Source organism: Roseovarius salis (genome assembly GCF_044472985.1).
GTDB classification, from domain to species: domain Bacteria; phylum Pseudomonadota; class Alphaproteobacteria; order Rhodobacterales; family Rhodobacteraceae; genus Roseovarius; species Roseovarius salis.
Genome location: NZ_JBISDG010000007.1, coordinates 1 through 18,872 on the forward strand (window position 1 = coordinate 1; position 18,872 = coordinate 18,872).

Sequence of the window (18,872 nt, forward strand, 5' to 3'; positions counted from 1 at the left end):
GGTCGGCGCGGCGGACGCGGCCAGCATCTCGACCCTCCAGAGCGCGTGCCGCGGCCCGACGCGGTGCACGCTCAGCCGCACCACCGTCTCCCTGGTCGCGACCTCGCGCCGCGCCGCACCACGCGCCACGATCTCGTCGTGAAGATGCGTCAGGACGGGCGCAGGGTTGGCCAGGATACCGCCAAGGGCGTCGGCCAGCGTCACCTCGCCCCCGGAGGCAAGGTGTGCCCGCGCGGCCGGGTTGGCATGGATGATGACGCGGTCGGGCCCGGTCAGCACGGCAGGCACCGGGTCGTTGGCGGTGATGTCCGCCACCGATCCGAGGATATCCCGCGCCGCCCAGTTGGCGCGCACCCCGGACAGCCGGACCCACACGAAAGCACCGCCGAGAGAGACCGCAAGCAGCAGGAGGGTCAGCCGGGCGAAATCGTGCCCGACCACGACCGCCGCCGCGGCAAACACCAGCGCCGCACCGATGATCGCCTTGCCACGCGGGCGCAGCAACATCGCCGCGTGCTGCAACTGTTGACCGGCCGATGTGTCGGACTGCACGTCACTTCCCCGTATTCTGGCAAGCCATGCCCGGTGCTTGCCGAAAAAATACTAACGGCAGTTTAATGAGCGCCCGGAAAACCCGTCAAGGTTGCCCCCCCAGCCCCGACATTCCTGAGTTGAGCGAGGAAGAACCCGTCGCCGTTGGGGCCGATCGGCCAGCGGACCTCCTCCTCGACCCGCCAGCCCGGACATTCCGCGGTGAAACGGGCGATCTGCGCCTCGTTCTCGGATCTCAGCACGGAGCACGTGGCGTAAGCCAGCAAGCCTCCGGGCCGGACAAGCGGCATGGCGGTGCGCAGGATCTCGGCCTGTATCGCACGCAGCGACTCCAGCCGCGCCGGTGTCATCCGCCATTTCGCATCCGGCGCGCGCCGCCAGGTGCCGCTGCCGGAGCACGGCACGTCGCACAGGACGAGATCGTAGGGCGCCTGCTCGGCAGCCTTGCCTGGAGCGAGAATATCAACCCGCACACCCGCCCGGCGCGCCCTGGCCGGCAGATCGGTCATGCGCCCTGCATCCGCGTCATGCGCAAGGAACATGGCGTCGGCCCGCGCCGCCAGTGCCAGCACCTTTCCACCGCCCCCCGCGCAATAATCCAGCACGCGCGCGCCCGCCGGCACATGCAGCCGGGCCATCGCCGCCTGGCTGCTGCCGTCCTGCAGTTCCACGCACCCCTCCTGGTAGGCCGACGACAGCCCGACCCGGCGCGCGTTCGCCGTCACGACGACCGCGGTGTCAGCGATGTCCGCTTGCCTGGCCTGGATGCCATCCTCCATCAACATTTCAATGGCTTGGGAAACACTGTTCATGCGCCGATTGACCCGAAGCATCACCGGCGCCCTGTCCCTGAGCGCGCGCGCCGCGGTACAGGCGTCATCGCCAAGCGAATCGCGGAATTCCCCGACAAGCCAGTCCGGCAGGTCCATCCTGTCGCCCTCGGCCACGGGGGGCGCACCGGCCGTGCGTTCCGCCGGGGCAAGAGGCGGCGGAGCATGCCCCAGCCCTGTAAACAATGTGCCGGGATCCGTGCCCGCGTCGCGGAGCATCCCGATCATCAGCCCCCGCCCGGTCGCGGCCCCGCCAAGGCACGCATAGGAGCGCCGGCAACGCAGTGCCTGGAAAACATGGTCGCGCACGGCCGCACGGTCCTTGGAACCGGCATAGCGCGCGCCCCGCGCCCAGTTCGTCAGACAGGCCTCGGCGGGGTCATCCGCAAGAACGCGGTCGAGCACCGCGATGGCCGCAGCGACGCGCGCGCCGGGGGTCACGGACGCAACCCCGGGGACAAGCAAAAGGCATGGATCATGGCGGTCCTTCGGGCGGAGTGCATCGCTTCTGTAACGCGTCGCCGCGGCGCGGGAAAGATGCCGCACGGTTGTATCGCCCGGCTGGTTGGATACCATCGGCGGCAATGGGTGTTACGGTCGTCAGCTTCATCCTCGTTACCCTGGCGGTCATCCTGGCCGGGGCAGCGTCGGTGATCGGCAAGAAGGCCACCACCGAGGATTACCTGCTGGCCAGCCGCTCGGTGCCGCCATGGCTAACGGCACTCTCGACCGTGGCGACGAACAACAGCGGTTTCATGTTCATCGGCATGATCGCGGCCAGCTACCGGCTGGGGATCGAGACGATCTGGATGATGGTCGGCTGGATCATCGGCGACGCGATCGCGTGGTGGCGGCTCTACCCGCGGCTCAGGGCACGCTCCGGGGCCGCCGGGACGATCACCGTCACGGCGATCCTGGCCACAGGGCCGGAGGGGCCGCGCCGCTCGCTCGTGGTGGCCGCGAGCGCGCTGACCTTCGTATTCCTGGGGCTCTATGCCGCCGCCCAGCTCAAGGCGGGCAGCACGGCGCTGCATGCGCTGTTCGACTGGCACCCGGCCACGGGGGTCTGGATCGGGGCGGCGATCGTGATCCTCTATTCCTTCGCCGGGGGCATCCGCGCCGACATCTGGACCGACGCCGCGCAATCAGCGGTGATGCTGGTCTCGATCGCGCTCATCCTGATCGCCGGAGGGATGGAGGTCGGCGGCCCCGTCACGCTGGCCGAAAAACTGCGGGCGCTCGACCCGGCTCTACTGTCGGTATTCCCCGCGGACCTCGCCTTCGGTCCGCTGCTTTTCGTGCTGGGTTTCGTGTTTGCGGGGCTCGGCACGCTGGGCCAGCCGCACCTGATGACCCGGCTCATCGCGATGGACCACACCCGTGGCATCCGCAAGGCGCGGCTGTTCTATTTCGCGTGGTTCGTGCCGTTCTGGATGGCCTGTATCGCCGTGGGCCTTTACGCGCGGGCGGTACTGCCCGACCTGGCCGGACTGCCCGGCACCGATGCCGTGCCCGACCCCACGGAGCTGGCGCTGCCGCTCATGACGATGGAGCTTTTGCCGGAAGTGTTCGTGGGCGTCGCGCTGGCCGGGCTCTTCGCGGCCACCGTGTCGACGGCGGACAGCCAGATCATCCTGTGCTCAGGCGTGATCACGCAGGACATGATGCCCCGCTGGCGTGAAAGCTACCTCGCGTCGAAACTGGCAACCGGCGCGGTTCTGGCCCTTGCACTGGGTATCGCGCTCTACGCGCCGGAAACGGTGTTCGACCTTGTTCTCATCGCGTGGTCAGGGCTCGGGGCGACGCTCGGACCGGTGCTGTTCTTTCGCCTGTTCCGCTGGCCCCTGCCCTCGGGCACGGGGCTTGCGGCCATGGCCGCGGGGCTCGCCGCGGTGACGGCCTGGCACCTGTCGGGGTTTGACGACGACGTGTTCAAGGCCATGCCGGGGATTATCGCGGCATTCCTTGCCTACCATGTCATGCGGCGGCTCAAGGCCCGGCGGGAACCCGGTTAGCCGATGCGGTAATTTGGGCTCTCGCGGGTGATCTGCACGTCGTGCACGTGGCTTTCCTTGAGGCCGGAGCCCGTGATGCGCACGAAATGGCAATCGCGGCGCATCTCCTCGACCGTGGCGCAACCGGTATACCCCATGGCGGCCCTCAGCCCGCCCACGAGCTGGTGCACGACGGTTCCGGCCGATCCCTTGTAGGGCACCTGCCCTTCTATCCCCTCGGGCACGAGCTTGTCGCTGGCGGCATCCTTCTGGAAGTAGCGGTCGGCACTACCGCGGGCCATGGCCCCCATAGAGCCCATCCCGCGATAGGCCTTGAAACTGCGCCCCTGGTAAAGGATCACCTCGCCCGGGCTTTCATCGGTGCCCGCCAGCATCGAGCCCACCATCGCGCAGGAGGCGCCGGCAGCGATCGCCTTGGCGAAATCGCCCGAGAACTTGATGCCGCCATCGGCGATCACGGGCACGTCACCCGCCGCCTCGGCGCAATCCATGATCGCGGTGAGCTGTGGCATGCCGACGCCGGCGACCATCCGCGTGGTGCAGATACTGCCCGGCCCGATGCCGACCTTGATCGCGTCCGCCCCCGCATCGATCAGGGCGCGGGTGGCCTCGGCGGTCGCGACGTTGCCGGCGACGATCTGAACCTCGTTGCTGAGGCTCTTGGCGCGCGTCACGGCCTCGGCAACGCTCTCGGAATGGCCGTGCGCGGTGTCGATCACGATCATGTCGACACCCGCATCGACCAGAGCCTGCGACCGCTCGTACCCGGCGTCGCCCACGGTCGAGGCCGCCGCCACGCGCAGCCGCCCGAGGTGGTCCTTGCAGGCGGTGGGGTTGAGCACCGCCTGCTCGGTATCCTTCAGCGTCAGAAGGCCGGTGAGCCGGCCCTCGCCATCGGTGACCAGCAGCTTTTCGATGCGCCGCGCCTTCATCATCGACTTGGCCTCGTCGAGGTCGGCCGGCTCGCGCAGAATGGCCAGGTTGTCCGAAGTCATCATGACGTGCACGGGCGTGTCATCCGCGGCCGCGAAGCGCATGTCGCGGTTCGTCACGATGCCCACCACGCGGCGTTTCTCGTCGATGACCGGAAAGCCAGTAAAACCGTAGCGCTCGGTCAGCGCCTTGGCATCCGCAAGCGTCTGGTCGGGTGTCAGCGTGACGGGGTTGTAGACGATGCCGCTCTCGAACCGCTTGACGCGGCGCACCTCGCGCGCCTGGTCGGCGGTGTCGAGATTGCGGTGAATCACGCCGATGCCACCGGCCTGCGCCATGCTGATGGCCATCCGCGCCTCGGTCACCGTGTCCATGGCCGAGCTGAGCAAGGGGATATTGAGATCGATCGACTTCGTCGCCCTGGTGCGCGTGTCTGCCGTGTTGGGCAGGACGCTCGACTTGGCGGGTACAAGCAGCACGTCATCGAAGGTCAGCGCCTCACGAATCTGCATCGGGTCTCTCCATGGACAGATTGTTTGGCACGTCCCTATTGCACGGATCGCGCGCAGTTGAAAGGGCCATTCGCGCCTTGCCGTGCGCGGCCAAACGGGTCACCTTCGCACCAGTTCTGACACCAAGGAGACGCGGCATGGCGCAACATGGCTACGCTGGCGGGCGGCTGGACCTGCCGTTCGTTGGAATATCGACCTTCGGCAAGCGCCCCTACGTCCCCGACTGGACGGCGATAGAGGCCGACGCCGCCATACTGGGCGCGCCGTTCGATTGCGGCACGCAGTACCGCCCGGGCGCCCGGTTCGGCCCGCGCGGCGTGCGCGAGGCGTCCACGCTGTTCAGCTTCGGCCATGCCGGCGCCTACGATCACGAGGACGACGTCACCTATCTGGGACCGGAGGTGCGCATCGTCGATCTGGGGGATGCCGATATCGTGCACACCGACACAGCGACAAGCCACGCCAATATCGCCGCGGGGGTTCGCGCGATCCTGGGGGCCGGCGCATTGCCGGTGGTGATCGGGGGCGATCATTCGGTCAACATCCCATGCATCAACGCCTTCGAGGGCCAAGGCGACATCCATATCCTGCAGCTCGACGCGCATCTCGATTTCGTCGACGAACGCCACGGCGTGCGGTTCGGCCACGGCAACCCGATGCGCCGGGCCGCCGAAAAGCCCTACGTGACCGGCCTTACCCAGCTCGGCATCCGCAATGTCAGTTCGACGGCGAAGGAAGGGTACGATGACGCCCGCGCCATGGGGGCCGATATCCTGTCGGTGCGACAGGCACGCAGGCTGGGCCCCGGGCCCACGGCCGCACGCATCCCCGAGGGCGCGCGGGTCTACATCACCATAGACATCGACGCCTTCTGCCCGTCCATCGCGCCGGGGACCGGCACGCCCAGCCATGGCGGGTTCCTGTATTACGAGGTCCTCGAAATCCTGCAGGAGGTGACGCGGCGGCACGAAGTGGCCGGCATCGACCTTGTCGAGGTGGCCCCCGATTACGACCCAACCGGCAGCACCCAGGTCCTTGCCGCGCAGTTGCTGCTGAACCTGTTGGGGTTCGTGTTCCACGCCCGCGGGGCGGCAGCCTAGCGCGATACACCTTGGCAGAGCACCACCATCACCACCATCCCGGCACGGGAGACGCGCGGATGCTCTGGGCGATTGCCGTCAATCTTGGCCTGACGGTCATACAGGTCGGGGGCGGCATCCTTGCCGGCAGCCTCGCCCTGATCGCCGACGCGCTGCACAATTTCTCCGACGCGCTCTCGCTGATCGTCGCCTTCGTGGCACGCCGGATCGCCCGCCGCCCCGCCGATGGCAACATGACGTTCGGCTACGGTCGCGCCGAGATCGCGGCGGCGCTGATCAATTACACGACGCTGATCGTGATGGGGCTCTACCTCGTCTACGAGGCCGTGATGCGCGCGGTCTCTCCTCAACCCGTGGACGGCTGGCTGATCGTGGTTGTCGCGGCCGTGGCGCTGGCTGTGGACGCCATCACGGCGATGCTCACCCACGCAATGTCCAAGTCCAGCGTCAATATCCGCGCCGCGTTCCTGCACAATCTCGCGGATGCGCTCGGCTCGCTCGCGGTGATCGTGGCCGGCACGCTGATCCTGCTCTATGACTGGCGTCTCGTAGACCCGGCGGTCACGTTGCTGATCGCGGGCTACATCCTCTGGCAGGCGCTGAGCGAGATCGGTGCCGTCATCCGCATCCTGATGCTGGGCAGCCCGCCCGACATCGACACCGAGGCCGTGATCGAGCGCCTGCGTCAGGTCGATGGCGTGCAGGACATACACCACGTGCATCTCTGGCAGATGCAGGAAAATCAACCCTCGCTGGACTGCCATATCACCATCCGGGAAGGTCACTGGGCGCGCGCGGACGCCATCAAGGCGCATTGCCGGGACGTGCTGCAGTCTGAGTACGGGATCGCGCACAGCACGCTGGAGATGGAATGCGCGCGGCATGCCTGTCCACGGCCCCGGACGATCGGACATGACGACCCCGCGCCCGGCGGAGGGTGACGGGACGGCTATCGCCGCGGAACGGTTTCGCGATCGGGGACAGGATCATAGCCGCACCGCCCCCACGGGTTGCAGCGCGCGATGCGTTTCACGGCCATCCATCCACCCAGGAGTGCGCCGTGTTTTTCCAGCGCCTCCAGCGCGTACTGGCTGCAGGTGGGTTGATACCGGCAGTGCCAGCCCACCCATGGCGAAAATACCAGCCGATACCCCTTGACCGGCAGTGACAGAAGGCGGGCAAGCGGGCTCATGTCTCGCCGTGCAGCTTTCTCAGCGCATAGCGGAAATCGCGCTTGAGATCCTCGAACGGGCGCTCGGCCGTCTCGGTCCGCCGGCCGATCAGCGCGTAATCCCATCCCGGCCGCCCGTGAACGGGCAGCAACTGGCGCGCCACCTCGCGCAGGCGCCGCTTGGCGCGGTTGCGTGCGACGGCGTTGCCGACCTTGCGGGAACAGGTGAAGCCGACGCGCACGGTTCCGCACCCGTCCGCGCGGTCCCGCCCCTGTACCAGCATCGAGGCTGTGCCTTGGCGGCGGCCACGGTTGAGCGCGAGAAAATCCGCCCGCTTGCGCAGGCGTTCGACATGAAACGACAACTCCGGCAACGCAGTTCCCGGGTCGGTTCCGGGCGTCTCCGGCGGTGACGGAATCATTGGAGGTCCGCGGCGGACGCGGCTCAGGCGCTCAGGGTCTTGCGGCCGCGTGCACGGCGCGCGTTGAGAACCTTGCGGCCGCCCTTGGTTGCCATGCGCGCGCGAAACCCGTGGCGGCGCTTGCGGACCAGGTTCGAGGGTTGGTAGGTGCGTTTCATCGCTGCGGTCTCCGGTCTTGCGGGCCCGACGAAGAGGAATCGCCGCCGGCCCGGGACATGTGTTCGAAGCCCGCTCTATAGTGTCGCCGGCTGGCCAAGTCAAACCCGCGGCATGCGGATTTGCAACAAATCAGGGGGCCGGGGACCGGCAATGTTACAATATTTGCAATAACGGCCCATCCCGGTCATCGCGCCCTCAATTGGCATCACCCCCGCGTGAGGGCACTGGCGTGCCGCCCGCCGCTCGCGCATGTAGGGGGAACCATGAACCGATCAGGCATCCATCATGCAACAGGCAAGCCGAATGGCTGAACGCCCTCTTTTGCGCCACCTGCCCCTCGCCGTCATCCTGACGGTCGCGGTGGCCGGATTCTTCCTCCTCGGCGACTACCTCAGCTTCGAGACGCTGCGCGCCAACCGCGAGTCTTTGCTTGCGTTCCGCGACGCCAATTTCGCGGGCCTCGCCATCGTCTTTCTCGGCGCCTATTTCGTCATCGTGGCGTTCTCGCTGCCCGGCGCGGCGGTGGCGTCGGTCACGGGCGGTTTCCTGTTCGGGCTGGGCGTTGGCACGCTGTTCAACGTGCTCGCCGCCTCGCTCGGGGCGGTCGTGATCTTCCTTGCCGCGCGCCATGGCCTTGGCTGGATGCTCGCCGCCCGGCTGGACGCCTCGGACGGCACGCTCAGGCGCATTCGCGAGGGGCTGCGGCAGCATGAAATCAGCGTGCTGCTGCTGATGCGGCTGGTGCCGGCGGTGCCCTTCTTCGTGGCCAACCTGATGCCGGCCCTCGTGGGGGTGCGGCTGGTGAATTTCGCCTGGACCACCGTGCTGGGCATCGTTCCCGGGGCTGTCGTCTACACCTGGATCGGTGTCGGCCTCGGAGAGGTTTTCGATCGCGGCGAGAGCCCGGACCTGTCGCTGCTGTGGGAGCCACAGGTCATCGGTCCGATCCTCGGGCTCTGCGTGCTGGCCGCGCTGCCCATCGTCATCAAGACGCTGCGCGGGCGCAAAGACATATGACGGCTGAGCGCATCACGACCGATCTGCTGGTCATCGGCGCGGGGTCCGGCGGGCTGTCAGCCGCGGCCGGGGCCGTGCAGATGGGCGCGCGTGTCGTCCTGCTGGAGGGCGGCGCCATGGGCGGGGATTGCCTCAACCACGGCTGCATCCCCTCCAAGGCGCTCATTGCCAGCGGCGCCGCCGCACACGCACAGGCCCACAGCGCGGTCTTCGGCGTCGCCGACGCCGCCGCCAAGGTGGATTACGCCGCCGCAAAGGACCACGTGGCCGAAGTGATCGCCCGGATCGCGCCGCATGACAGCGTGGAACGGTTCGAGAGACTGGGCGTCCGGGTCATCAGGGAATACGGCACCTTCATCTCGCCAACCGAGGTGCGTGCCGGCGACAAGGTCATCCGCGCCCGCCGAAGCGTGATCGCCACGGGCTCCGCACCGCTGGTGCCGCCCATCCCGGGTTTGGAGACCGTGCCCTACCACACCAACGAGACGATCTTCGCGCTGCGCGAGCGGCCGGCGCATCTGTTGATCGTCGGCGGCGGGCCGGTCGGGATGGAAATGGCGCAGGCCCACGCCCGCCTGGGAAGCCATGTCACCGTGATCGAGGGTGATCGCGCGCTTGGCCGTGATGATCCGGAAATGGCCGCGACCGTCTGTGACAGCCTGCGCGCCGAGGGCGTGGAGATCGCGCAGCGCGCGGTCGCCGCGCAGATCCGCGCAACGGATGGCGGCGTCGAGGTGCAGGCCGAGGATGGGCGCCGCTTCGGGGGCACGCACCTGCTGGTTGCGGTGGGGCGGCGCCCCAACACCGGGCGGCTCGACCTCGAGGCGGCGGGGATAGAGGCCACATCGGCGGGCATCCGCGTCGATGCGGGGCTGAGGACCACCAACCGCCGGGTCTATGCCATCGGGGACGTCACCGGGCAAATGCCGTTCACGCACGTGGCCGGATACCACGCGAGCGTGATCCTGCGCTCGGCGCTGTTCGGTCTGCCAGCGAAGGCGGCGACCGCGCATCTGCCCCGCGCCACGTATACCGACCCCGAGCTCGCGCAGATCGGCCTGACCGAACAGGAGGCACGCCGCCGTTTCGGTGACCGTGTGGAGGTCGCGCGCGCAGATTATGCCGGGAACGACCGTGCCGTCGCGCAGCGCGACACGCGTGGCGGCATCAAGCTGATGGTCGTGCGCGGACGCCCCGTGGGCGTCTCTATCGTCGGGCCGCACGCGGCCGAACAGGCCGGGCTGTGGTCACTGGCCATCGCCAACCGGATGAAGATGGGACAGATCGCCGCGATGGTTGCCCCCTACCCCACCCTGAGCGAGATCAACAAACGCGCCGCCGGGGCCTATTTCTCGCCCCGGCTGTTTGATAAACCTCTGATAAAGACGGTTGTGGGGCTGGTGCAGCGCTGGCTCCCCTGAAGCGGGCGGCAAATGACGTTTCTCAAATCCCTTTCCGGACGCTTTCTCGTGCTGACGGTGGCGTTCGTGATGTTGGCCGAGGTGCTAATCTTCGTGCCCTCGGTCGCGCGTTTCCGCGAGGATTTCCTGCAGGCGCGGCTGGAGCGGGCGCAGATCGCCTCGCTCGCGCTGCTGGCCGAGGAGGACATCGGCGCGGACCTGCAGGAGGAGCTGCTGGCCAACGCGGGCGTCTACAACGTGGTGCTCCGGCGCGATGCGGCGCGGCAACTGGTTCTCAGCTCGCCCATACCCGAACCCGTCTCGGCCACCTTCGACTTGCGCGGCGCCTCTGCCTACGAGCTGATCCTCGACGCGCTGAAATGCCTTGTCGATCCCGAGCCACAAGTGATCCGGGTGATCGGGGAGCCCTCGCAGATGGCCGGCCTGCTGATCGAGGTGACGCTGGATTCCGAACCGCTCCGCCACGCCCTGCTGGATTACGGCCTGCGCATCCTGCTCCTCTCGGCCGTGATATCCGTCATCACCGCCGGCCTGCTGTTCATCGCGGTCCAGGCGCTGATCGTGCGGCCGATCCGGCGGGTTGTCGGGCACATGCAGTCCTATGCCGCGGCGCCCGAGGACAGCCGCCGGGTCATTCGCCCCAACTCGACGGTGACGGAGGTGCGCGAGGCCGAGGAGACGCTGCAATCGCTCCAGACGCAACTGACCGGCGCGCTGAAACAGCGCGAGCGGCTGGCCCAGCTTGGCGGCGCGGTCGCCAAGGTCAGCCACGACCTGCGCAACATTCTCAGCTCGGCCCAGCTCTTCACCGACAGGCTGGAGATGAGCGACGACCCGCAGGTCAAGCGGATGGCGCCCAAGCTGGTGAACTCGATCTCCCGCGCCGTGCATCTGAGCGAATCAACCCTTGCCTACGGCCGCGCCGAAGAGCCGGAACCCGAATTCGAGGATATCCACCTGCCGGATCTGGTCGCCGACGTGGTGGAGACCGAACGCCTCGCCGCGGAGGGGAGCGGCCTGACCTTCTCCGAGGACATCCCGGCAGGTCTCGTCGTCCGCGCCGACCCGGACCAGTTGCATCGGGTGCTGTCCAACCTCGTGCGCAACGCGCGACAGGCCTTGAGCGACACCGGGCGGGCGGGCCAAATCGGGGTAAGCGCGCAGACAACGCGGGAGGGGGTCATGATACACGTCTCCGACACCGGCCCCGGCCTGCCGCAGAAGGCGCGCGAACATCTGTTCCAGCCGTTCCACGGCGGGGCCTCCAAGGGGGGCACGGGCCTTGGCCTTTCGATCGCGCAGGAACTCGTGCGCGGCCATGGCGGCTCTCTCACGCTGGAGCGCAGCGACGAGACCGGCACGCACTTCGTGATCCGGCTGCCCGGCGAGTCGTCAGGGAGTAGCTGACTATTTTGAACCGCCCCCCTTGCATCCCCTTTCCTCAGCGTCTAAACGCTCGATCCCACGGACCGATAGCTCAGCTGGATAGAGCACTTGACTACGAATCAAGGGGTCGGGGGTTCGAATCCTCCTCGGTCCGCCACTTGATCCCGACAACCCGGATTTTCGAACACGCCGCTGATTTGACTGTTTTCGGCGTTGGCACCTTACGCATTCCCCAACAGGCTGTCGCATTCCCGTCGGCTGAGGTTTCCATCGAACCGTTTCGAAACCTTTTCCAGTCGCAGGAAATGCACCCGCAAAACCGGGAGTGTCATGTCCCAGGAAACTGAGCTCTTCACCCCGCTCGCGCTGCCCAACGGCACGTATTTGAAGAACCGCATCGTGAAATCCGCCATGTCCGACTCGCTGGGCGACGGGCGCGGCAACCCGACCGGGACACAGATACGTCTTTACGAAAGATGGGCGCAGGGCGGTGCCGCGGCCTCGATCATCGGCGAAGTCCAGGGCGATCCCCGTTTCGCCGAGAAACCCGGCAACCTCGTGCTGCACGATGGTTGTGACCGCGAGGCGTTCCGCGCCCTGGCCCGTCGCGGCGGCGCCGAAGACGCCGGTATTTGGTGTCAGCTTGGTCACGCGGGCGCGCTGACGCCTCCGGGGATCGGGACACCGAAGGGCCCGAGTGCCATCGACCTGCCCGAGCTGCGCGTGGCCGCGCTCACCCTGGCCGAGATCCGGGCGTTGCCCGACCAGTTCGCGAAAACCGCGATGCAGGCCGAAAGCCTCGGGTTCTCCGGGGTCCAGGTCCACGCCGCGCACGGTTTCCTCCTGAGCCAGTTCCTGTCGCCTCTCTTCAACCGGCGAACGGATGCCTATGGCGGGGACATCGGCAACCGGATGAAGCTGCTTCTCGAGGTCGTCGAGGCGGTGCGTGGTTCGGTGTCCACCTCTTTCGTCGTGGCGCTCAAGCTGAATTCCAGCGATCAGCTCGAGGGGGGACTCGAACCCTCGGAAGCCTTGGCGGTCATCGAGGCGCTGGATCGGCGTGGTCTGGACCTGATCGATATCAGTGGCGGGACGTATTTCCCGGGGGCGCCGTCAAGCTCGGACCGTGCATCGACAGGGCCGTATTTCCTCGACTTCGCGGCCGGGGCACGCCGCGCGACCGGCACACCGCTGATGGCGACAGGCGGCTTCAAGCGGCGCGAGGATGCCGAGGCCGCCCTGTCCAGCGGTGTCGTCGACGTGGTCGGACTTGCCCGCGCCCTCGTGCTGGACCCCGACCTGCCCCGCCATTGGCAGGCCGCGGGCCCGGACCCGACCTTTCCGCGCTTCGAGGCGGCGCCGGCCGGCGGGGTCACGGCATGGTTCACCATGCGGCTCAACGACCTCGGAGAGGATCGCGAGGGCCAGGCGGAATTGGATGCCTCGGCAGCGCTTGAGGCGTATGACGCGCGCGACAGGCAGCGTGTCCCGCTCTGGAACGATGCATTCCGTGAAAAACCGTGAGGCCGCGGGGCATGGCCCCAACGGCGTTCAAATCGGCGCCAACGTGGTTTCTGGTTCAACGGCTCACCGCGCTCACACCGCACCGCGTCACGACGCCTCGAAACAGCCGCCACCTCGAAGAGGAGACGTGCAAGCCTGCTGTCACGGCCCTCAGCGCGGCACGCCCATGCGCGGCGAAACCCTTTGAAAACAGAAGCAACTCCGCCTCTGGTGAACGGTCTGGACGGGTTCGAAAGGATGATAGTGGCGGAGGGGACGCGACCGGGAGCGAGCGTTCTCCAAGTCAAGCCATTGAAAGAACTACACACAGCCCTCTGCCAATCTGCCATGGTCGTGGACCTGGCTCGACCGACATCTTGGATTCAGCCGACGACGATCCGCGAGGCAAACGGCTCAGAGAACCCGCTCGGAGCCCACCAGGCTGGCTCGAGTTTTCGCCGGCCGCGCGGCCGCGCATCGGCTGCGTTCATTCGGAGCGTGTCGGAGGTCGGGTCACTCTGGCACGCCCAAACTTCATCGCGCGTTCTTGTCGTTCGGACGACAAGCTCCACGACCATGACCTGTGGCAGCAGTTCCAAGGCCGTCCCGCCTAGAGAGATGAGCGTGCGAGTTCCCGCCTATTCAGAGCTCTCGAACATCAACTGTGACATCCATTGAAAGCAGATCGATGGCTCTACCGTGGAAACTGCCGGTCACCGGAGCAACTTGCTGGATCCTCCTCGCGACGGCGACGGGAATGAGATTGGTGGACCCGATCGATCTGTTGGTGGGGTCGAACGGAATCCAGCCCGCGCCGGGGACGAACACCTCGACCCAGGCGTGCGTGGAACCGGTGTCCACCGATCCGACCTGATCTCCGGAGGGATTGAACAGATATCCAGACACAAGCCTGGCCCCGAAGCCAAGCGTTCGAACGGCTTCCGCGAACAGAACGGCGAAGTCCCGGCAGGATCCCCATGCCCTGTCGAGGGTCTCCAGCGGCCCCTGCGTGCCCTCGGTCTCCCGGGTCCGGTAGGAAATCCCGGCCGTGACGCCGTTGCTGATGTCCTTCAGCAGGGAGAGCGTATCCGTTGGCCGTGCCATGACAAACTGTTCAACCCAATTCGACAGCCGGCCGGTTTCGTCCGCATATTGCGGCATCGCCAGATCACCGAGGTCGGTCCAATCGTCGGGTGCATACACGAATGGATATGAGGCCGCGGCGGCGGCAATCGGAAAAACTGGCCAGACGGGGGCGCGCAGTTTCACGCGCGCGCGAGACCGGATCGAAAGCCTCGTCGTGTTGGTGTCGAACTGTGCCGTCGCGACCGCATTGCCGGTAACGTCGTGTGACCAGTCGCTGCGGGCTTCAGGACTGATCTCGAGGTCGAAGGACGTCAGGATGAGATCCCGGGTATCCCGCGGACGGAGCATCAGTCTGTGCGGTCCGAGAGCGACTTCGGTTCCGTATTGGTATTTTGTCGTGTGAGTAATCGTGACGGATGGCATGGGTGCGACCTATGACGAACGGCCGCCCGAGCGCCGCCGGCCCTGTCCGCTGCCTTCGTGAATTGCCGAGCGCCAGACGGCCGATCTCTTGCAACGGGAACATATCCGTTCGCTGAACCCTTCGCTCCAGAAGGTCGACCTGCATCTCAGGCAGGCCCGCTCGGCGGCGACGTCGGCCAACGCTTTGATTGTCCCGAAATCGGTCTCCGCTGGTTTGATCGTCATTTCCGCTCCTCGCGCTTTTTCTATCGCTCCATGTCGCCAATGGCACGCTTGATGAGTTTCTGAATGCGTTCATCGCCAGCCTCAGGCGTCATCGCGTAGCGGTCGAGAAGGAAGCGCCACTTTTTCAGGACTTCGGCCCATGTCCGCGCCGGCTCCGCCAGTATCTGATCTTCGAGGCTTTCAAGGTGGAGTTGCTGCGGGAGTGCAAATGGTGGCTGGCTGTTCGCAGGGCGCCGTCGCATTTCCGACGCACGCTGTCCGGCAACGGACCTGCGGCCGTTGAGATCGATCGGCTCATCGGTCATTCGAAGCCTCGACAATGCCATCGAGCGAAGCTCTCGTCTGGAAGGAGCGACGTATGTGCAAGAACGGAGTCACTCTCCGATGCCCGGGCGCGCGCTTCCGGAGCGTGGGTTGGCATCGCTGGCATGCCTCCCACAATGGGATTCTCCCGTCTTGGACGGGTCGTCTTGCTCTGCCTGCCTTTTGTCGGCCTGGGGAGAGTAGAGGGCGCGAAGGTCCTGCTCGGCCACGCCGTCGGCCTGCATGACAAGTCGGATCATCGGATCGGCCAGCATCTCCTCGAGGAGGAAATCCGTCAGCGCCTTGCCGGTCAGCTTGTCCTTGGCAACGGCATGCTCCAGGTCGGCGAGCGGCACGGTCAGCGTTCGGCTGAGTCCGGGATGCGAGGCGCGCGGATGGAGGTGCACGAGCACGGACGACGTCCATGTGCCCGGTTCGATCCAGTCCACGGGCTCGAGCAGCTGGGTCTCGATCTCGTACTCGCCCGGCGGAAGGGTCTCGTTGAAGCTCGGAAGCTGAAACGGTCGCAGGAATACGGCGGTCGTCTTGATCGAATTGGTCATCTCGGTTCTCCAGAATGGTGACTTGGGATGCCATGACGGGAACACCGGCAGAGCGGCCGGCCTCGCGAGCCGACGACGAAGGAACACACCCGTCCTGCGATGGGGCGCTACCGGTTCAATTCCGAGACACAGGCGCCGTCTCGGCTGGGTCATGTCTTGCGTCCCATGTCCAGACGTCGAACTGCGTCAGGGTACTCGGCCCGAAAGTCTGGGCCAGCGGCACATCGGCTGCATCCCGGCCTCGGGCGATCAGGATCCGTCCCATGCGCCTCGAGTTGTTGCGCGGATCGAAAACCCACCAACCGCCATCGAGAAAGACCTCCATCCAGGCCGCGAAGTCGTGCGGGGCGTGGGGCTCGGGTTCGCCGAACTCGCTCAGGTAGCCGGTGCAATAGCGGGCGGGGATGTTCATGCAGCGGCACAAGGCGATCGCGAGATGGGCAAAGTCACGGCACACCCCCTGCCGCCCGACCAGCGTTTGAGAGGCCGTGCGCGTCGCGCTGGCCTCCATGTAGTCGAATGAGACCGCGGAGTGCACGAAATCGCAGATCGCCTGCACGCGCGCCCAGCCCGGCGGCGTGGTCTCGAAACGGCGCCATGCCTCTTCCGACAGAAGATCCGTGTCGCAGTAGCGACTGCCGAGAAGATAGACCAGCGTCTCGAAGGGCAGATCCTGGACAGCCGCTTGCGTGGCGTCGGGCGCGACCGGATCGGGCAATCCGCAATCGCGGAAGATTCCGTCGGTGGACAACGTGAAATCGCCGGCCGGCGCAACCATCCGCGTGCACCAGTTTCCGAACCCGTCGCGATAGCTATCGAGCGGCACACTGGGCGAGGTCACCAGATAATCGGCGCGCTCCGGGTCGCCGAAGCGCGAGTAGTGCACGTTCAGCATGGCGATGAGTGGCGTCGTTTGTGTCAGCCGGTACTTCAGCCGGCATCCGATCCGCATCCGGATGCCGGGGATGTCGCCGTGGTCCGATCGGGGCGCTCTATCGTCCAAGAACGCACTCCCCATCCGCAAGTCGATAACCGCGATCGCAGCTCCAACGGTTTCCTAATCGACCGAGATGTGCGTTCGCCGGAAGGTCGATCTCGACACAGGCGGTGTCGACGGTCTCAAATCCCCGCTCACAGCGCCATCCCGGCCCGTAGGGCGCCGTGTCCAGAAAGGCGTTCGCCGGAAGCGTGATGGGATCGCAACGGCCATCGATCTCAAAGAAGCCCCTCTCGCAAGCCCATTCGTCACCGTAGTCCGCATTGGTGAGATAGCCGTTCTCGGGAACGGCAATCGGAACGCAGGTGCCGGACCTGGCGGTGAAACCGCGTTCGCAGGTCCATCCGGAGCCCGAGGTATCGTCGGAAAGATAGGCGTTGTCTGGCAGCACGATGGGAACGCAGGTCTCGCGATCTTGCCGGTACCCACGATCGCACTGCCAGTCGTAGCCGGACGATCGCAGGAAGGCATTCTCGGGCACCGGGATCGCCTCACAGAACGTTCCTCCCGTTTCCTCGTACCCGCGACGACAAGCCCAGCCCGAGCCGTAGGACCGGCCGGATGCATAGGCATTCTCGGGGATCTCGAGAGCCAGGCATTCGGCGCCCTCCACCCGATAGCCGAGATCGCAGTCCCAGCCTCCGCCATAGCTGCGCGACTGAGCGTTCTGTGGCAACGGCCCGGTGCCGTCCTGCGCAAGGACGGGGAAGGCCATGGACGCGATCACACCGGCAGCGACCGTTATCCTCGCGATCAGCCTTGCAAGCGGGCGCCTTGTTGGTACCTCTTTCTGCCTCATCGGCATTTCCTTTGCGGACCGGAGTCCGTCGGTCGCCGTCCGTGTCTTTGATAGCCCAAGCGTGAGCGTACCTGTGACCCGTCGGGTGGGCGCCAATGGTGGCGAGAAGCCGATGGAATCTGGTCCCGGCGGCATGCCTTCGTTCTCGGCTACCTCGATCGGGAATTCCCGCGGGAGTGTTGGGCGGGTGCTATCGGTCATCGCAATGACAGCTTGTGCAAGGCCGCGGCCGCAAGCGCATGTTCCTTCTGGTGGTAGTCGCCGCGAAACTTGCCGTCGACCCGCACCTCCCAGATGCCGTTTCTTTCGCGTACCTCGACACCACCGCGCTGCGTTGGCCGGTTCATGGAAGAACCTTTTCCTCCACTGCTCTTCGGCGGCACCGCTTGCTTGTCAGTCACGTCCGGCTCCTTTGCCTTGGGCGCGCGCGCTTCTCCAAGGAGCATAACGGCGCGAATGAATTCTTCCGCGTAGTCGTCGGTTTCTCGATGATCGTGTTCGTGCCGGGCCATCCGCATCGGTTCGACGAACCGTTCTCGAAGGTGGTCGATGAACCGCGGCTCGGTGCGGGCCATGTACGCGATCAAGGCCTGCAAGACCCGTTCATGTGCGAGCACCCGCCGTTCGAGATCGGTCGTCTCTGCGGGTGTCGTGGAAAGATTTTCGACTGATGTCACTGATGTTCCTCCATCGCGACGAGGGGAGCGACCCTGGCCGTCGCAAGTTCGAATGCCGGCGGGCCAAAGTCAGCTGGTCACGATCCAGCTCGCAACCATCCATCTACCAGGCGGGCCGACATCGCGTGCTGCCGCAGGTTAGGGTCGTGAAAACTCAAACGGCTCGTCTCGCTCGAACGCAGCGGAAGCCGGCCTCGGCGGTTTGATCGCCATGAATGGTCTCGAGCCTTCCCTAAAAGCAATCCTTTGCCACGGGGCGGACGGGTGGGAGAAGGCGCGTACTGTGAACGCGATCGAAGGTCATTGTGCACCCTGCTTGCCGATCGCCCAGATTATCACGAGCGCAGAGAGTGAAAGGAGAAGAATTGCGGCCGCCTCGATCAGAATGTTTTCCGGCGCCATTTCCTTGCCCTGCAGCACGACCAGACGACCGACCGCGGTGATGGCGATGAATATCGGATAGACAAAGACGGAGTTGCGCCGCGCATAGTAGACCGACACCATGCCAATCACCTCCAGATACAGAAACATCAGGAGGATATCGGCCAGCAGAATGGTTCCGAGCCGATAGATGGCCAGGATCTCGAAGACAACAGCGAGAAGTGTCATCGCCACGATAACCACAAGCAACAACCGCTCGATCATATGGAACAGACCGAGAGCAAATCGCCGTTCACCGCGCCCCGCCCCGGTATCTCCATGTCGGTCATCGGCCTTGTCCGTCTCCGCCACGGATGGACTGTCGAGGTGGCCCTTACCCATGATGACGAACTCCAGC

Annotated in this window: 19 protein-coding genes, 1 tRNA gene and 1 pseudogene; 8 read left to right on the plus strand and 13 right to left on the minus strand. The window is 66.0% G+C overall.

Annotation, left to right across the window (positions count from 1 at the left end; all coding sequences use genetic code 11):
* A pseudogene (locus ACH13J_RS03870) lies at positions 1–552 on the minus strand (hybrid sensor histidine kinase/response regulator); the annotation flags it as partial.
* Between the two features lie 62 nt (positions 553–614).
* The gene (locus ACH13J_RS03875) at positions 615–1,823 is read right to left on the minus strand and encodes an RsmB/NOP family class I SAM-dependent RNA methyltransferase (protein ID WP_397541998.1); all 1,209 of its coding nucleotides are present in this window, start codon (positions 1,821–1,823) and stop codon (positions 615–617) included.
* A 143-nt stretch (positions 1,824–1,966) separates the two neighbouring features.
* Here ACH13J_RS03875 and ACH13J_RS03880 point away from each other — a divergent pair, with 143 nt between their 5' ends.
* Positions 1,967–3,397, plus strand: coding sequence for a sodium/proline symporter (locus ACH13J_RS03880; RefSeq protein ID WP_397541999.1), 1,431 nt, complete (start codon positions 1,967–1,969; stop codon positions 3,395–3,397).
* On the opposite strand, the gene guaB is transcribed toward ACH13J_RS03880, so the two are convergent.
* Positions 3,394–4,842: an IMP dehydrogenase gene (gene guaB / locus ACH13J_RS03885; protein ID WP_397542000.1), complete on the minus strand. Its 1,449-nt coding sequence runs from the start codon at positions 4,840–4,842 to the stop codon at positions 3,394–3,396. The two genes, ACH13J_RS03880 and guaB, sit on opposite strands and share 4 nt — an antisense overlap.
* A gap of 137 nt (positions 4,843–4,979) precedes the next feature.
* Between guaB and speB the strand changes: the two genes are divergently transcribed.
* Together speB and ACH13J_RS03895 are read left to right on the plus strand one after the other, a co-directional pair.
* Complete coding sequence (gene speB, locus ACH13J_RS03890; protein ID WP_397542001.1) at positions 4,980–5,942, plus strand: agmatinase; 963 nt, start codon at positions 4,980–4,982, stop codon at positions 5,940–5,942.
* Between the two features lie 59 nt (positions 5,943–6,001).
* Positions 6,002–6,883, plus strand: a complete 882-nt coding sequence (locus ACH13J_RS03895; protein ID WP_397542002.1) for a cation diffusion facilitator family transporter — start codon at positions 6,002–6,004, stop codon at positions 6,881–6,883.
* 8 nt (positions 6,884–6,891) lie between these two features.
* Here ACH13J_RS03895 and yidD read toward each other — a convergent pair whose 3' ends face one another.
* The 3 genes from yidD to rpmH are packed head-to-tail and all read right to left on the minus strand — an operon-like array spanning position 6,892 to position 7,693.
* Complete coding sequence (gene yidD / locus ACH13J_RS03900; protein WP_397542003.1) at positions 6,892–7,134, minus strand: membrane protein insertion efficiency factor YidD; 243 nt, start codon at positions 7,132–7,134, stop codon at positions 6,892–6,894.
* Positions 7,131–7,535: a ribonuclease P protein component gene (gene rnpA, locus ACH13J_RS03905; protein ID WP_397542004.1), complete on the minus strand. Its 405-nt coding sequence runs from the start codon at positions 7,533–7,535 to the stop codon at positions 7,131–7,133. The genes yidD and rnpA overlap by 4 nt, the downstream gene beginning before the upstream one ends.
* Positions 7,536–7,558: 23 nt before the next feature.
* Positions 7,559–7,693, minus strand: coding sequence for a 50S ribosomal protein L34 (rpmH, locus tag ACH13J_RS03910; protein WP_397542005.1), 135 nt, complete (start codon positions 7,691–7,693; stop codon positions 7,559–7,561).
* Between the two features lie 304 nt (positions 7,694–7,997).
* Between rpmH and ACH13J_RS03915 the strand changes: the two genes are divergently transcribed.
* From ACH13J_RS03915 to ACH13J_RS03935, 5 genes are all read left to right on the plus strand, one after another.
* Complete coding sequence (locus tag ACH13J_RS03915; RefSeq protein WP_397542006.1) at positions 7,998–8,711, plus strand: VTT domain-containing protein; 714 nt, start codon at positions 7,998–8,000, stop codon at positions 8,709–8,711.
* Positions 8,708–10,132 carry an FAD-dependent oxidoreductase gene (locus ACH13J_RS03920; RefSeq protein ID WP_397542007.1) on the plus strand — a complete coding sequence of 475 codons (1,425 nt, stop codon included), beginning with the start codon at positions 8,708–8,710 and terminating at the stop codon, positions 10,130–10,132. Before ACH13J_RS03915 ends, ACH13J_RS03920 begins: the two co-directional genes overlap by 4 nt.
* A 12-nt stretch (positions 10,133–10,144) precedes the next feature.
* Positions 10,145–11,539 (plus strand): ATP-binding protein, encoded by a 1,395-nt coding sequence (locus ACH13J_RS03925; protein ID WP_397542008.1) that lies wholly within the window; start codon positions 10,145–10,147, stop codon positions 11,537–11,539.
* A 59-nt stretch (positions 11,540–11,598) separates the two neighbouring features.
* A tRNA-Arg gene (locus ACH13J_RS03930) sits at positions 11,599–11,675 on the plus strand.
* A gap of 173 nt (positions 11,676–11,848) precedes the next feature.
* Positions 11,849–13,042: an oxidoreductase gene (locus tag ACH13J_RS03935; protein ID WP_397542009.1), complete on the plus strand. Its 1,194-nt coding sequence runs from the start codon at positions 11,849–11,851 to the stop codon at positions 13,040–13,042.
* Between the two features lie 621 nt (positions 13,043–13,663).
* Here ACH13J_RS03935 and ACH13J_RS03940 read toward each other — a convergent pair.
* The 7 genes from ACH13J_RS03940 to ACH13J_RS03970 form a co-directional block, all read right to left on the minus strand.
* The gene (locus ACH13J_RS03940) at positions 13,664–14,530 is read right to left on the minus strand and encodes a transglutaminase family protein (protein ID WP_397542010.1); all 867 of its coding nucleotides are present in this window, start codon (positions 14,528–14,530) and stop codon (positions 13,664–13,666) included.
* Between the two features lie 245 nt (positions 14,531–14,775).
* On the minus strand, positions 14,776–15,060 hold the full coding sequence (locus tag ACH13J_RS03945) for a hypothetical protein (protein ID WP_397542011.1): 285 nt from the start codon (positions 15,058–15,060) through the stop codon (positions 14,776–14,778).
* A 69-nt stretch (positions 15,061–15,129) separates the two neighbouring features.
* Positions 15,130–15,621: a hypothetical protein gene (locus tag ACH13J_RS03950; RefSeq protein WP_397542012.1), complete on the minus strand. Its 492-nt coding sequence runs from the start codon at positions 15,619–15,621 to the stop codon at positions 15,130–15,132.
* 115 nt (positions 15,622–15,736) lie between these two features.
* Entirely contained in the window at positions 15,737–16,579 is an 843-nt protein-coding gene (locus tag ACH13J_RS03955; RefSeq protein WP_397542107.1) for a transglutaminase domain-containing protein, read from the minus strand.
* 34 nt (positions 16,580–16,613) lie between these two features.
* Complete coding sequence (locus ACH13J_RS03960; RefSeq protein WP_397542013.1) at positions 16,614–17,417, minus strand: hypothetical protein; 804 nt, start codon at positions 17,415–17,417, stop codon at positions 16,614–16,616.
* Positions 17,418–17,614: 197 nt separating this feature from the next.
* Positions 17,615–18,094 carry a hypothetical protein gene (locus ACH13J_RS03965; protein ID WP_397542014.1) on the minus strand — a complete coding sequence of 160 codons (480 nt, stop codon included), beginning with the start codon at positions 18,092–18,094 and terminating at the stop codon, positions 17,615–17,617.
* Positions 18,095–18,394: 300 nt separating this feature from the next.
* Positions 18,395–18,856, minus strand: a complete 462-nt coding sequence (locus ACH13J_RS03970) for a phosphate-starvation-inducible PsiE family protein (RefSeq protein WP_397542015.1) — start codon at positions 18,854–18,856, stop codon at positions 18,395–18,397.
* Between the last annotated feature and the right edge of the window lie 16 nt (positions 18,857–18,872).